Annotated in this window: 10 protein-coding genes; all 10 read left to right on the top strand. The window is 49.6% G+C overall.

Annotation, left to right across the window (positions count from 1 at the left end):
* The first annotated feature begins 205 nt into the window (after positions 1-205).
* Positions 206-2,524: a tetratricopeptide repeat protein gene (locus tag JRF57_03005; protein MBW2302664.1), complete on the top strand. Its 2,319-nt coding sequence runs from the start codon at positions 206-208 to the stop codon at positions 2,522-2,524.
* A gap of 16 nt (positions 2,525-2,540) precedes the next feature.
* Positions 2,541-3,731, top strand: a complete 1,191-nt coding sequence (locus JRF57_03000) for a hypothetical protein (GenBank protein ID MBW2302663.1) — start codon at positions 2,541-2,543, stop codon at positions 3,729-3,731.
* Positions 3,732-3,737: 6 nt separating this feature from the next.
* Positions 3,738-4,115: a response regulator gene (locus tag JRF57_02995; protein ID MBW2302662.1), complete on the top strand. Its 378-nt coding sequence runs from the start codon at positions 3,738-3,740 to the stop codon at positions 4,113-4,115.
* A 32-nt stretch (positions 4,116-4,147) separates the two neighbouring features.
* Positions 4,148-6,565 carry a response regulator gene (locus JRF57_02990; protein ID MBW2302661.1) on the top strand — a complete coding sequence of 806 codons (2,418 nt, stop codon included), beginning with the start codon at positions 4,148-4,150 and terminating at the stop codon, positions 6,563-6,565.
* Positions 6,566-6,593: 28 nt separating this feature from the next.
* Positions 6,594-8,006, top strand: coding sequence for a sigma-54-dependent Fis family transcriptional regulator (locus JRF57_02985; protein ID MBW2302660.1), 1,413 nt, complete (start codon positions 6,594-6,596; stop codon positions 8,004-8,006).
* A 1,552-nt stretch (positions 8,007-9,558) separates the two neighbouring features.
* Positions 9,559-10,575, top strand: coding sequence for a sigma-54-dependent Fis family transcriptional regulator (locus JRF57_02980; GenBank protein ID MBW2302659.1), 1,017 nt, complete (start codon positions 9,559-9,561; stop codon positions 10,573-10,575).
* Positions 10,576-10,653: 78 nt separating this feature from the next.
* Complete coding sequence (locus JRF57_02975; protein ID MBW2302658.1) at positions 10,654-11,259, top strand: polysaccharide biosynthesis/export family protein; 606 nt, start codon at positions 10,654-10,656, stop codon at positions 11,257-11,259.
* A 52-nt stretch (positions 11,260-11,311) separates the two neighbouring features.
* Positions 11,312-12,610 carry an outer membrane beta-barrel protein gene (locus tag JRF57_02970; GenBank protein MBW2302657.1) on the top strand — a complete coding sequence of 433 codons (1,299 nt, stop codon included), beginning with the start codon at positions 11,312-11,314 and terminating at the stop codon, positions 12,608-12,610.
* 896 nt (positions 12,611-13,506) lie between these two features.
* The gene (locus tag JRF57_02965) at positions 13,507-15,072 is read left to right on the top strand and encodes a protein GumC (GenBank protein ID MBW2302656.1); all 1,566 of its coding nucleotides are present in this window, start codon (positions 13,507-13,509) and stop codon (positions 15,070-15,072) included.
* 212 nt (positions 15,073-15,284) lie between these two features.
* Positions 15,285-15,721: AAA family ATPase (locus JRF57_02960; protein ID MBW2302655.1), on the top strand; the 437-nt coding region annotated here is incomplete at its 3' end.

Raw genomic sequence — 15,721 nt, 5'->3', positions numbered from 1 at the left:
TCAAAGCTTTTCCCCGATTTGCCTCGATGAGTGCTGTTTGAAAACAGCAGTATGGCTGCAGTGAGAGCTGGATTTATTCAGCAGGCCAAGTTCAGTCGCTTGAAGCCGCCGCTTTTTGGGAGAAAAGAGACTTCACTTTTTACTTCATTAGGTGAGTTTTGATTTTGGATCTTATTTTGGTTTGAATTCGATATACGGGGGAAAAATGAAAAACAGAAGCAGGCGAAGAAAGATCCTGTGGATTCTTGTGATGATCGCCGGAGTGGCCTTAGCCTCAGGGTGCGCGAGCAGTGAAGAGAAAATAACCAAACACCTTGAAAAGGCCAGGCAGTATGTCCGGGATGGTGAGTTGAAAAAGGCGGTCATTGAGTACAAAAATGTTGTCCAATTGAACCCCAAGCACGATGCAGCCTATTACGAGCTTGGAGAGGTCTATTTGAGGCTGAAACAAGGTAGGCAGGCCTTCCAGGCATTTTCTCAGGCCGTCTCGGCCAACCCGGGAAATGTGAAGGCCCAACTCAAACTGGGGCAGATCTATTTGCTCGCCAGAAAACCGGATGAGGCGGAGAAGAAGGTAGACAAGATCCTGGAGAAATCCCCGGACAATGTCGAGGCCCTTAAATTGCTCGCCGGAATACAGGTCCAGGAAAAAGATATCGATAATGCATTGAAAACACTCGGAAAAGTTATCGAGATCGATCCCAGGAGTTTTCATGCGCGTCTTTCGATAGCCCGTCTTTACCTGATGAAGGGAGAGAAGGAGAAAGCGGAGGAGGCCTACCATAAGGTCCTTTCGTTGGATTCGTCCTCACGGGTCGCTTATGTCGAGCTATCCAGGCTTTACGGTTCCATGGGCCGGTGGAACAAGGCCGAAGAGACGCTTAAGAAAATGATCAATACAACAGGTTCTGATTCTCAGAGCCTGAATGTCCTGGCCATGTTTTACGAGAGCAGAGGAGAGCGGAAAAAGGCCGAAAAGACTTACAAGAAGGCCGTTGAGTCCGCCCCCAAGGGAGAAGTCACCTCCCTCATGACCCTGGCGGGCTTTTATGCCAGGCAGAGATCGTACGAAAAGGCCCTGGATGCCGTGAATCGTGCCCTGGCATTGAAGAAAGACGACGTCAATATACTCATGAGCCTGGCTGATCTTCATTTCAGGTTCAAGAAATGGACGGAGGCCGAAAAGACGATTGACCGGATTCTCGAAAAGGACAAGGGGCATATCGGGGCTAATTTTCTGAAGGGAAGACTCTACTTGGTCCGAAAGGAGTTTGACCAGGCGATTGAGAGATTTGATTCGGTGATTCATGACGCCCCCCGCCATGCCGGAGCCTATTATTACAAGGCCCTGGCCCTTTTGGGCAAGGGCAAGAAGAATCTCGCCCAAAAGGCATTGGTAAAAGCAGTGGAACTTAATCCCCGCCTGGTTGGGGCTAGAATGATCTTGGCCGATTTCTATATCAGGGGCCACGAGATGGATCTGGCGAGGGAGCAGATCGATAGCATACTAAAGATATCTCCCCGTAATCCCAAGGCATACATTCTTCAGGGCAATCTGGAGATGATTGGAAAGAACCCCACTGGAGCAGAGAAAGCCTTCAGGAAGGCCCTGGAGGTAAATCCGACTTATGCCCCTGCGTACGTCAAGCTTGGCCTCGTTTACAACTTTACCAAACGTCCCGCCAAGGCCATGGAAAGTTTTCGTAAGGCCCTGGAACTGGACCCCAAGAATATCACGGCCTTGGACTTGCTGGTGGGTGCCTATATTCGGGACAAAAAAGTGGACGAGGCCTATGAGCTTTGCAGTCGTCATGCGGAAAAGGTCAAGGGAACACCAAAACTCCTGGCCTCCATTCAATATCTTCAAGGCCGTATCATGGCGGGGAAAAAGGACCTGGAATCCGCAAAGCGGCATTTCGAGAAAGCCGTCGAACTCGATCCATCTCTCCTGCCTCCTTACATTGCCCTTGCCGGTTTGTACATGGCGGCTGGAAATGTGGATGAGGCAGTAAAGCAATACGAGACTATTTTGAAAAAAAAGCCTGATTTCGTCCCCGGATATATGACCCTGGGGACGATTTATGACCAAAAGGGGGAGGGGGCCAAGGCTGAGGCCTATTATCGAAAAGCCCTTGAAATCAATGAAAATTTCGCCCCCGCCGCCAATAACCTGGCTTGGAATCTTGTCAAGAGGGGTGGTAACCTTGACGAGGCCCTCAAATATGCCCAAATGGCCAAGGAAAAGATGCCCAAGAACCCGAATGTGATGGATACGCTTGGGTGGGTATACTATAAGAAGGGCAGCTATCTCAACGCGATTGCCGAACTGAAGGACAGCCTACAGTACCAGCCGGACAATGCGATGGTTAACTATCACCTGGGTATGGCCTATTACAAGAGCGAAAAGGAAAGGGAGGCTAGAGAATACCTGCAAAAAGCCCTTGAACTTGACCCGAATTTCGAGGGTTCGGATAAGGCACGGCGGTTGTTGAAAGAACTGGAAGCATCAGGAGCCTCTTCTTGAGGGGATTGCCGGGTCCATGAAGCGTTTCCCTTTCAAAGTTCTTTTTCTTTGCGTCCTTCTGCCTCCCCTGGCCTATATTCTGACCCTGCAGGGCCTGGAAGGATGGCTTAAAAGCCGTGAAACCGCCGAGTTGAACGGCATCCTCATTCAAAACCAGGAGGCCCTTTTTGAAGGCCGGTACAGTGTCAGAGAAGAGGTCAACCGGAATATAGAAGCTTACCTGCGCCATAATTTTATGTATTCCCTGGGAATACAGATGAGTATCCTGGTCAAAACCCGGGATGGTCATATCCTTTATCCAGGGGGGTTCCAGGATGAGGGTACGAGTCTGGAGGGGCCGGACGGATTGACTCTATTTTCCAGGAAGCCCCTTGATTATACGGAGGTTGCTGCAGAAAATTACCGGATCCTCAACGATGGACTGGTGTTGTCTGTGGATCTCCGAATAAAGCATAACAGTTGGCTGTCCAATGGTGTGCTGGTTCTTTACGTATTGACCGCGGCACTGATCCTTCGCGCCTTCATCCGTAAGGGAATGCTGGTTGCGGAGAAGCAGGCGGCGGAACAGGAGAAGATGGTCCGGCACCTCTCGGAGCAATTGAAGGTAGCTGAATCCAATCTCTCCGAAGTGAAGGCCCATGAGAAGTCCTATCAGGAGCGGATTGAGAAGCTGAGGGAAGACAAGGAGGGCCTTTCCAAGGACATCGACGGTCTTCTTGAAGAAATGGAAAAGTTGGAGGCCGGACTGGAATCTCAAAAACGGCGCAAGGAGGAGATGGAAAACCAGGTCCGGGAACTCAGGGAAGAGTTGCTCAATGTCAAGGAAAAGTCTCAGAAGCCCAAGAAAAGGAAAAAAAAATCGGATATAACGGACAAGAGATTCCGAGTGCTTTACAAGAACCTCGCTTTCACCGAACGGGCCTTGGAAGGTTTTGTATCTCTCCCCGATGAAGTCCAGATCAAGGCCGAGGAAATCATCCACAAACTAAACGAGGACGATTCCGCAGTCCCCGTGAAGCGAAAGGTTTTTGGCAAGAGGGGGAAGATGAATATTCTCGAGACAGAATTTGCTTACTCCGGAAGGCTTTATTTCCAGAAAAATTCGGATGCAAAGATCACCGTGGTGGCCGTTGGGACCAAGAATACCCAGGACAAAGACCTTGCATTTTTAGAAAATTTTAATCGGATAAAATCCCGGGGAAGGTAGAAATACATGGGAAAGGAAGGAAAGAAGGTCATTCTGATCATCGAGGACGATCCCGATGTCCTGGCGATGCTTATCAAACACCTTGAATACCTCGGTTATGAGGTGATTAGCGCATCCGATGGGATGGAGGGCCTGAAAAAACTTGAGGCCGGCGGCTATGATCTTGTCATCACGGACATCGTCATGCCTTACGTAAGCGGTGTTGGGGTGGTCACGGCCTTGAAGGAAAAGAACCCCGATTTGCCCGTCATTGCCATTACGGGCTATGGCCGGGAACCCGAAGCAGCCGCCATTGAGAAGCGGGCCGATCTTGTGCTGGCCAAACCCGTTCGAATAGCAGATCTCAAGCAGCACATCGAAGCTCTTTTGGGGCGAGTTTCCTGAAAGCAGTTTTATATTCACGGAGGGCTGACTTCATGATGAAGATTTTCTTGATGAACGGCTCCGAGAAGGGCAAGATTTACGCCTTGTCTGAAGATAGAGTTCTTATAGGCCGCTCCAGGGAAAACCATGTCTTCTTGTCTGACAAATCGGTCTCCCGGAAGCATTTGGAGATCATCAAGAGGGGTGAGCATTTTTTCGGGATCGACCTTGAGAGCACGAACGGCACCTTTATCGGGTCGAAACCCATGGTCCCTGGAAAGGAGTGCGAGATCGGCGAAGGGGTGCCGATAAGGCTGGGGAATCTGGTTCTGTCCATCGGGAAAGCTCTTTCCAAGGACTCGATAAGCAGAGAGAAATATGATTTTGTGGCTGAAGATCTGGATGACACCGGCCTTTTCAACCGTCCGGCTACTTCTCCCAAGAACCTGGAACTTATATACAAGGTATCCAACGCCTTGATGGAATCTCTGGATATCAATACGATCCTTGAAAAAGTGCTTCATGCGATCTTTGAGCTTCTCAAGCGGATCGACAGAGGAGCCATCATTCTGGTGGATAGCAAAACCGGAAAGATATCCAAGGTCATCGCAAAATCAGTCACAGGAGAAAAAGACCTGGAAAGGACTTTCAGCAGGACCATCGTGCAACGAGTGATCAGGGAAAGGAGACCGGTAAGTTTTATGGATACCCTGGATGGTGAGACTCCTGATCCGTCCCGCAGCATGATCCTGATGAATATCCGGAGCGTCATGTGCGTCCCTTTGATCAGCCGCTCCAGTATCAGGGGGGTAATCTATGTAGACTCTTTGAAAAAACCATACGGTTTCAGGAAAGAGGATATTTCTTTGTTGATAGCCTTGAGCGGACCCGCAGCCGTCGCCATTGAAAACGCTTTGCTTTATGCTGATGCAGAGAAACTTGTTGAGGAGAGAACACGAAGTCTCAAGGAGACAGAGAGACGGCTTAGAAAAAGTGAAGCCCGGTTCAAGGCCATATTTGACAATATGAGGAGCGGTGTAGCGGTTTTCAAGGTTATCGAAGGAGGGAAGGACTTCCTTATCCTGGATCTGAATCGAGCCAATGAACGGATAGAGAAGGTCAGAAAAGTCGATGTCCTGGGAAAGCAGGTATCCGAAGTCTTCCCTGTGCTTCGTGAAAGCGGACTGTTCGAAGTGTTCAGGAACGTTTGGCGTACCGGAAAGCCGGAGCATTATTCCTTGACCTTCCAGCAGGATAGGGAAAAGATGTGCTGGAGAGAATATGATGTTTACCGGCTGCCTTCCGGGGAAATTGTTGCGATTTTCGATGACGTTACGGACAAGAGGAAGGCTGAGGAAGAACAAAAGGCCCTCCAAAGGCAGCTCCTTGTATCCCAAAAAATGGAATCCATCGGGGCCTTTGCAGGCGGAACGGCCCATAATTTCAGGAACATCCTCCAGGCCATCTCGGGAAATGTTGAATACCTGGAACTCTTGTACGGAGAAAACCAGGAAGTCAAAGAACTGGCAAAAAACATCTACGACTCGGTAGAAAAAGGCGTAGACCTCATAAACAACCTGCTTCACTTTTCAAGACGGGGGGACGGATACCAGATAACGGACGTGGACCTCTCAGAAGTGATTTCCAAGACCTGTGAGATAATCAAAAAGGTGTTTGATAAGAATATCGAAATCAGGGTGAACCTGGAGAAAGGACTTTTCGTGGCGGGAAACCAGTCGCTCCTGAGCCAGGTTTTTATGAACCTTTTCACCAATGCAAGGGATGCCATGCCCGGGGGGGGCGTGTTGGCGGTGGAAGCCAAGCGGGTCAACGGCAGAGTGGTGGCCAGGGTCAGGGATACGGGCCATGGCATGGATCAGGAGACCATTGAAAAGGTGTTTGATCCCTTTTTCACGCTCAAGGAAGTGGGGAAGGGAACCGGCCTTGGATTGTCCACCACCCATGGCATCATAGAAGAACACAAGGGCACGATTTCCGTTTCCTCCAAGCCGGGAGAAGGCACTGAATTCACTATCACTCTCCCTCCCGTTAAACCATCAAATGTGCAGGAAGAGAAACCCCCGAAGCAATTAAAGATGGGCCAAGGCCAGAAGATCCTGATCGTAGATGACGAACCCACCACCCTGGAAGCTTTGTCCAACCTGACTCGTAGTCTGGGCTACCAGACGATCCCATTTGAGAAACCCCTTGAGGCAGTTCGTAATTATCCGAAGGTGGCGCCCGACCTGGTGCTTATGGACAGGAGCATGCCTGAGATGGACGGGCTGGCTTGCATCAACGAGATCATGAAAACGGATCAGAACGCCCGGATCATTATCGTTTCCGGCTACGAGGAGTCAGGCCCTGACGGAATAACGGATGAGATCAAGGGCCGGATCAAAGGCTATTTGACAAAACCTTGCGGAATCGAAGAACTCAGCCACACGATTTCCAGGGCCCTGGAAGGGTGAAGGGCTTAATCACTAGCGAGGCTTGACCATGATGAACGAGACCAAAATCCTGCTTATCGAGCCTGACCTGTTGGTGCGCCACAAGATCATGGCTCTTTTGAGGGCGGCAGGTTTTGAGTCTGTTTTTGAAGGAGAGCCTTCCATTACTGTGAGTGAAGTTGAAGTGGCGGGTCCGGACGCGGCCGTTCTTGGCCCGAGTCTTGGTAGGCGGGTGCTGGGTGAATGTATCCACAAGTTGAAGATCCTGAATGTATTTATGCCGATACTGGTCCTTGGCGGGAAGGGAAAATTGCCGGGTAGTACGGAAGACATGGCTTTTGAGGGTGTCCACATTCTGCCCGTAAATCCCGCTCCAGATGCAATCCATGGGATTCTTCGAGAGGCGCTTGAGGAAGAAAAGATCGCCCGGGAGAGTACTGATATGGAGTTTCCGATCCTCGTGGGGGGATCCCGGGCGATTTCAGAAATCAGGAAAAAGATCCGCCGGGTGGCGGATAAGGACATTACCGTACTAATCACCGGGGAAAGCGGTACAGGAAAGGAATTGATCGCGAGATCCATCCATCGCTATTCCCTCCGAAGAAGCGGTCCCTTGGTCAAAATTAACTGTAGCGCCCTGCCGGACGATCTCCTGGAGAGTGAAATCTTTGGTTTTCAAAAGGGGGCTTTCACCGGGGCCCACCAGGATAAACCTGGAAGATTCGAGCTGGCTGATGGGGGGACGCTTTTTATAGACGAGATCGGAGATCTCTCCTTGCCCCTCCAGGTAAAACTGTTGCAGGTTTTAGAAGAAAAAGTTTTTTCGCGGTTGGGTGATACGAGGGACAAGGTCATTGATGCGAGAGTCGTGGCAGCTACTAATTCAAATCTGGAACAAAAGGTGCGGGAGGGTGAGTTCAGAAAAGATCTGTTTTACCGCCTGGACGTGGCCCGGATCCACGCCCCGTTATTGAGGGAACGGAGGGAGGATATCCCGATTCTGACCCACTATTTTCTGAACAAGTATTGTTACGAGTTCAGGAAGGAACTATTGGATGTTCCTTCAGAGGTAGTAGATTACCTCCGGTCTTACGGGTGGCCCGGAAACGTAAGGGAGCTGGAAAACGTCGTTCGAAGGGCTATTGTCCTCAGGGATTGGAGGTTCATCTTCCAGGAGCTTGAGGTGTCCCAGGAGGAACCCGACGATCAGGACAAGGTCCCTTATCCAGACGGTGGCGTGTTTCCGGAACTATGGGACGACGAAAAGTTGATGAACGCATTCAAGGATGAGGATTTTTCCCTCAAGAAAATTACCAAGGAATACATCTCGGAAGCGGAGAGCAAGGCCATTCTTGAGGCCTTGAAAAAGACGCAATGGAACAGGAAAAAGGCGGCTGCATTATTGAAAGTAAGTTACAAGACTCTCTTGAACCGGATCGATGAATTCGGCCTTACGCCTTGACAAAAGAAAGGGTTCGAGGGTGCAAAGGTTTTGTAAGTGACTTGGTCATGTATTTGGTCCCCTCTAATCTATCCAGTTGTCGAAATCCTTATGTTTGTCAGTCCTTCACTTGACCCCTCGGCCCCTTGAACCCTTGAATCCTCTAAAAATTCACATCTAACCCCGGATTTGCCCCTGTCTGTTTTTATGAAAAAAAATACTATTTCATGAGATATCATTTCACAAAAAAGCGGCAATTATTTCCACACTAACTCGGCGGAATCGGAATACCCTGTTTTACCTCTTGTTTTTTTCTGCAACTATTTTATTATTCAAAAGATATTTGGCTAGACCTTTTCTTCGTATCCCGGACAGGATGGCACGGGTGTTGCTCAATAAAAATGAAAGCAACGGTAATCCGGTCCTGTTTTGGAAGATGAGGGGAGGCCCATGTTAGTTCTTTTCATCAACTCCGACCGGGTGAAGGGCGAGGCGAGGGTGGGGCGACTAACATTGCTGTGGCAGGCATTGGGAGGTATTTCAATATACCCCTCCAATACACAAAATGATTCATCCAAAGGCAGAGGCGATGGATATATTTAAACTTTACAGAATTAAGGTAAATGATTTTTTAAATGTTTATGAGATGCGGGAAGGGATTTAAAACCGTGAGCGAGCAGCAGGTAGTGTTCAACCTTGTTGACAATGGCGGGAGGCGTTCCGGGATGGACCGCCGGCGTTTTTCTTATGCGGGATATATCCCTGAAAGACGCTCTGGAGAAGATCGAAGAAAGATTCCCGATAGGAGGAGTGGAACGGATCGCAGGTGTGGTATGGACCGAAGGCAAAAACAAGGTGAACTCGTGAATCTCCAGGATTATCGAAGTGGGAAGGACCGCAGGCGACAGGGAGAACGAAGGAGTGCATGGGGATTCCTTCTATGCTCCGATTTTTAATGTCCCATTTTGGGAATGGGAGAAACCCGCGCCTTCAGGCGAAGACTTTAGTTCGATCGTTTTTATAATAGGGTTCAAGTGGCCGAGTGATTGTTGTAGGGCCAATTAAGCTGGTTTATATGTATTTTTTTCTGGGGCCCCTCGGACCCTGGATAAGTCAGGGTGCAAGGATTCCAGAGGTCGAGTGAGAAATCGGGATTTAAGGAAAGATGATTTCCCCTTGAACCCTCGGCCTTAGAGCTGAGACCTTTGAAAAACGTTCAATTTTGTTCAAGGTCAAGGAAGGCGAAAATTTTAACCACAGGAATACATCGAGTATTTCGAGGATTAAAATTTGTCCGCGCTTCACTTGGACTCCCCACCCAACGGGTGGGTCCCCGGTTTGAGCCTGACGCAGCCTGGTCACGCCGTAGCCTTGGCGAAGGCGGAAGATTGGGCAAAAGGGGGCATTTTTCGAAGGTCTCGAGCTATCGGCTTCAATCGATAGTAGCTTATTGATTCGCATATTTGTTCCCCCCTTTTTAACCTCTGAAACTACCGTTTCAGCCCAGGTTTTTCCTGCCAATATTCATTCTCGATTGACAAGTGTCGAATAATATGAAAAAAATTACCACATCATGGAACACCAGTTGCTGGGGAACCATCCCTCGATCCAGAAAATCCGCGAACTGATCCGGGTCGTGTCGGATACGGCCCTGAGCGTCCTTATTTTGGGAGAAACCGGTACAGGAAAGGAAGTGGTTGCCCGGCTGCTTCATGGGGCCTCTTCCAGGAGAGAGAACCCCTTCGTGAAGGTGAATTGTGCTGCTTTGCCCCATGCCCTGCTGGAAAGCGAACTGTTTGGCTATGAGAAGGGGGCTTTCACAGGGGCGGAACGGCGCAAGCCCGGAAAATTCGAGCTTGCATCCGATGGGGTGATTTTCCTGGACGAGATCGGCGATATGCCGATGGTGTTACAGGCCAAGTTATTGCAGGTCCTTCAGAGTGGAGAATTTACCCGACTTGGTGGAACGCAGGATGTCAGAGTCAATACCTGGGTGATTTCCTCCACAAATCAGGATCTTTCCCGCAATATCAAGAAGGGCCTTTTCAGGGAAGATCTCTATTACCGACTGAATATCATTCGGGTCGAGTTGCCTCCCTTGAGGGAAAGGAAAGAAGACATTCCCCTGCTGGCGGATTACTTTCTGGAGAAATACAGGAAAGAATTGGGTTTCGGTGGCATATCCGGGATCGATAGTAAAATGATGGACCTCTTTTTGAGGTACTCTTGGCCCGGCAATGTTAGGGAACTCTCCAGTACGATCCTTAAGTTGGTCATAGGGGATGACCCGAAGACGATATCCGAAGGGCTGGAAAGGAATATCATCGGTGAGGTGGGCGCGGGGGGTGGAGATTCCTCGGCACAACCGGCTGAGGCACTGGTCCCGGGAGATGAGTCGGAAAAGGGGCCTTTGGCCCTAAAGGAAGTCAAGCGAAAGGCTACTGAGTATATTGAGAGGAAGGCAATCCTTCACGCATTGAGAATGACGGGATGGAACAAAACTGAGGCTGCAAAAATTTTAAAAATCAGTTATAAGGCATTGTGGTACAAGGTAATCAATCTGGGTATAGAAAAACCCCAGGGGAGTTGATTCGTTGCATTTAATGATACATCAAATCCCCGATGAGGAGGTGAACCAGCCGATGAAACACCGGAAGAACAGCAGCCGATGAAACACCGGAAGAACAGCAAAAAGAGATTTTCTTTGGGGATTATTTTGGCCGTTTTTTGCTTTCTCACCACCTTTCCTTTGATTCAAGCCGCCGCCCAGTCCCAGCCCAAGGACGGGGACTCACATTACCTCATCGGCCCCAACGATCTCCTGAACATTTTCGTGTGGAAGGAAACGGAGCTTACCAGGGATATCACAGTGATGCCTGATGGCAGGATTACATTTCCCTTGATCGGTGAGATCATGGCGGAAGGAAAAACCGTTACTGAGTTGAAAGATACCATCACCGAGAAACTAAAGAACTATATCACGGCACCTGAAGTTACAGTGATTGTCAAAGAGAGTAGAAGCCGAATCATCTATACTATCGGGAAGGTGGTCAGACCCGGACCTTACGGTCTGGCGCCCGACATGACGGTTTTGCAAGCCCTCTCCAACGCGGGTGGTTTTGCGGAATGGGCGGATGAGAAAAACGTCCTGATTATTCGAAGAGAAGGGGGCAAGGAGACCCAGCTTCATTTCAATTACAAGGAATACATTGCGGGAAAAAATATCGAACAGAATGTAATTTTAAAACCGGGTGATACGATTGTGGTCCCCTGAGGAAGGTCTGGGGGGTAAACATAGGAGTGTAAGGCAAAGAGGAGGGGGAAAGATGAGCAAGGATCGAGTTTCATCGGTCAGGAAGGTTCTCTTCATTTGGTTCCCGGTAATACTGGGCTGCTTACTGGCGCCGCCGGTCTCCTTTTGTGGAAATCAGGTCGATTTCACTCCCAGCATCACGGTAAGCGAAACTTACAATGACAATATTTACCTGAACAGCACGAATGAACGATCGGATTATATCACGTCGGTTTCACCGGGGTTCGATCTCTCCCTGCGCTCAGAGAAGACAGAACTGGCACTTCATTATTCCCCCTCCTTTGTGCGTTATAATAAGTACAGCCGGAACGATACCGTCAGGCATTCCGGCCGGCTGAATCTCCGACATGAACTGGGACCGAATCTGGAGTTGGTCTTTTCGGATTCTTATACGAGATCGGAAGAGCCCATTGAAGAACAGGAAGATATCCAGGGCGTAAGGAATACCCGGAATACTTACTGGCGAAACAACGGCAATGTTACCCTGCGATTCACCTTCGGCCCCGAAAACGTCCTTTCAGTCGGTTACGGGCAATCCCGCCTGGAGAATGAAGATCTCACCATCGATGACAGCCTGAGCCAGAACGCCTTCAGTACCCTCACGTATTGGTTCAATGAAAAGCACGGCCTGGAATTGACCGGCCGGTACATAAAGGCGGATTTCTGGCGGGACGACACCTCTCAACCTGGCGATGACTATGATGGGTATGAGTCAGGAATCAAGTACCTGCACCGCTTTAATCCACATAGCACCGGTTTCGTAAGTTATACTTATTCCACACGGGATTTTGAAGGGAATTCCGAGGATTATGATGTCCATGACGGGAATGTCGGAATCACCCATACATTTTCTCCCAATACGACCTTGACGGCCAGCGCGGGCTATTTTGTCCAGAAAAATACTCGAACTCCTGATGAAAGTGGGCTTGATTACAGCGTCTCTTTAAGCCGGCGTTTTGAGCGGGGTGATGTTCAATTGATTGGGCAGGGGGGCTGGAGTGAATCCTATCAGGATGCGGAAAGAAGAGGATTCACCCGGTTTCGGAGCGGGGGAGTCACGATGCACTACCAACTCCTGGAATCCCTGTCCGCAAACGCAGGGGCTCGATTCAGATGGGACAAGGAGGACCAGAGCAACAGGAAGTGGAATACCTTCCGGGGAAATCTCGGCCTGAGTTGGAATTTTATGCGATGGTTTGCCCTTTCTCTTGATTACAGCCGAGCTGATAGGGACGACGATATCAATACGGAGGACTACACGGTCAACAAGGTAATGTTGACACTCAGGGGCAGTCGGCTTTTCAGATGGTAGACAGAATAAGAAAGGGTCCATAAGAGAGGGTCCGAGTGGTCTAGGGTTCGAGGGTTCAAGTGAGGAAGTTCCGATACGAGGGATGGTTTTTGGGGAGAACCACTTGGCCCCTAGGCCCCTTGGATCCTTGAATCCTGTTGTAAGAGAGGGTTCGAGTGGCCGAGGGTTCGAGGGTTCAAGTGAAGAAGTTCCGATACGAGGGATGGTTTTTAGGGGAATCACTTGACCCCTAGGCCCCTTGACCCCTTGAATCCTGTTGTAAGAGAGGGTCCGAGTGGTCTAGGGTTCGAGGGTTCAAGTGAGAAAGTTCCGATACGAGGGATGGTTTTTGGGGGAATCACTTGGCCCCTTGACCCCTTGACCCCTTGAATCCTTTTAATCGGTTAGATATCGAAGGAATTCATGTGCACTCAATGATACGACCAGTCAAAAACGCCAACCAGAATCAATCAATGTTCCCTACCGTATACACCCTGATTGTGTTATAGTTATTTCCAGTTAAAGTTAGCTTTAAGTTTTGCCGAAACATAGGAATATGAAGTAATTCCTCGGCATGAAAAACCGGTTTCTCAATAGATTGCCGGGGATGGGACTTTATTTTGATGCCTATTCTGGGAATGCTAGAAATCTGCGGCTTCAGGCGAAGACTTTAGTTCGATCGTTTTTTGATTAGGGTTCAAGTGGTTGTTGGAGGCTTATAAGCCAGCCTCTACGCTTTTTCACTTGACCCCTTGGCCCCTCGGACCCTCGTATAAGTCAGGGTTCAAGGATCCAATGGGTCCAGGAGTCGAGTGAAGGAAAAGGATTTCAGTAAAATGATTCACTTGAACCCTTGCCCCTCTGAACCCTCAAGCCGTTCAGATTGGAATGGCGGTTGATTTCCATCGAGGTTATTCATGGAACAATTTGATCTTACGAGATACCTGGACATGGCAGACCGGCGAAAGTACTGGATGATCATCCCCTTTCTCCTGGTTGTCCTCGGAGGTTTTTCTTACATTTTATGGGCTCCCAGTATTTACGAAGCCGAGACCCTGATTCTGGTTCAACGCCAAAAGGTCCCGGAAAATTACGTCCAGGAGATCGTTTCGACCGACCTGGACTCAAGATTGATGACCATCTCTCAGCAGGTGATGAGTCGCACCAACCTGGAAAAAATCATCAAGCAGTATCATCTCTTCCAGGACGGAGATATCTCCTTGTTTGAGAAAGTCGAGAGAATGAGAAAGCGGATCAACATAGAGGTGAGCAGGGGGGGGAGAAGAAAGGAGGCCGGAGCCTTCACAATAGCTTTCCGGGACAGTGATCCGAAAACCGCCATGGTAGTCACCAATGCCCTTGCCTCCAATTTTATCACCGAAAATCTCAAGATCCGGGAGGCACAGGCCCTTGGCACATCGGATTTTCTGGCTGATGAGCTGGCCGGACTCAAGAGAAAACTCGACCAGAAAGAACAGGAACTCAAGGATTACCGGGAGCGGTACATGGGAGGGCTTCCCGAGCAACTGGACTCCAACCTCAAGATCCTTGAACGGCTCCAGGGGCAACTGGATCAACTACAGAACAATCTCCGGGATGCCGAAAACCGGAGAATCATGTTGCAGAAAGAGATAGCGGAGGCCGGTCGGCGGATCCGGGAGTCTGAAGTGGTGGTCTCCAAGTCAGGAGAAGGGGTTCCCAGGGACATAACGGTCCTTCGGAACCAGCTTGCAGCACTCCAGGCGAAATACACCGAGAACCATCCTGATGTGATCCGGTTGAAAAAGATGATCGCCGATATCGAGCAGCGACAGCAGGGTGGCCCGGGTGGACCCGCCGAAACGATAAAGAAAGGTCCGGCGGAAGAGACTCCCATGGAGAAGCAGTTGAGGGAGTTGGTCCTGGAAATATCCGCCTTGCGCTCAGAGATCGCGAAAACCAAGGCCCAGATCGCCAGGTACCAGACTTATGTGGAAAATACTCCCAAGCGGGAACAGGAACTCCTTTCTTTGAAAAGAGACTATGACAACCTCAGGAATATCTATAATTCGGTGCTGAACAGAAAGCTGGAGGCGGAGATCGCCGTCAGCATGGAAAGAAAACAGAAAGGTGAGCAGTTCACGGTTCTTGACCCTGCGAGGATGCCGGAATTGCCTGTGGAACCCGACATTCCCAGAATTTTCTTGCTGACCCTGGTTCTCGCCGTCGGGCTCGGGATTGGAACAGGGTATCTCGTGGAGATGCTGGATACATCCTTCAAAGACCCGGATGAACTGGAGCAGGCCCTGGGACTCCCAGTCCTGCTCAGCATGCCGATCCGATACACTGAGGCGGAACGCAGGGCCATGAAACGAAAAGGCCTGCTGATGGGCCTCTCTATTGCGGTAGGTTTTATTCTTTGCTTTGCAGGTATTGTTGTGGCTTTTAAGGGGCTTGACAGGACAGCATATCTTACACGGATGATGTTGAGCCGGCTGTTGTAAAAGAAAGGGTCCGAGTGGTCTAGGGTTCGAGGGTTCAAGTGAGGAAGTTCCGATACGAGGGATGGTTTTTTGGGAGAGTCACTTGGCCCCTTGACCCCTTGGACCCTTGAACCCTGCTGTAAGAAAGGGTTCGAGTGGAAGGTGTGGATACGAGGGATGGCTTCTTAGAAGAATCACTTGGCCTCTTGGATCCTTAAATTCTGAAGAATCTTATGTATACTGAATATTACGGCCTCAAGGAAAAACCGTTCAACCTGAATCCATCGGCAAGGTACCTCTACCTCGGCGAGAGTCACAGGGAGGCCCTTGCTCTCTTGAGTTATGGGGTGCATGAGCGGAAGGGGTTCATATTGCTGACAGGAGAGGTGGGAACAGGAAAGACTACCATGGTGCAGACCCTCCTCTCGGAACTGGATGAAGACATAGAGTATGTGTACCTTTCAAATCCTGTCCTCACTCCTCATGATTTCCTGAAATACCTCGTCTCTTCGGCCCTGAAGAAAAAACTGCAATTCAAATCCAAGGCGGATTTTTTGTTTGAATTCGAGGACTTCCTTAAGAAAAATTATCAGCAGCAAAAAAATTTCGTGCTCATCATCGACGAGGCCCAGAAACTTTCCTTCGAGTTGCTGGAAGAGATTCGACTTCT

The organism is Deltaproteobacteria bacterium, from assembly GCA_019310525.1.
GTDB lineage: Bacteria > Desulfobacterota > DSM-4660 > Desulfatiglandales > HGW-15 > JAFDEE01.
This window is presented reverse-complemented; position numbering and strand designations above follow the sequence as displayed.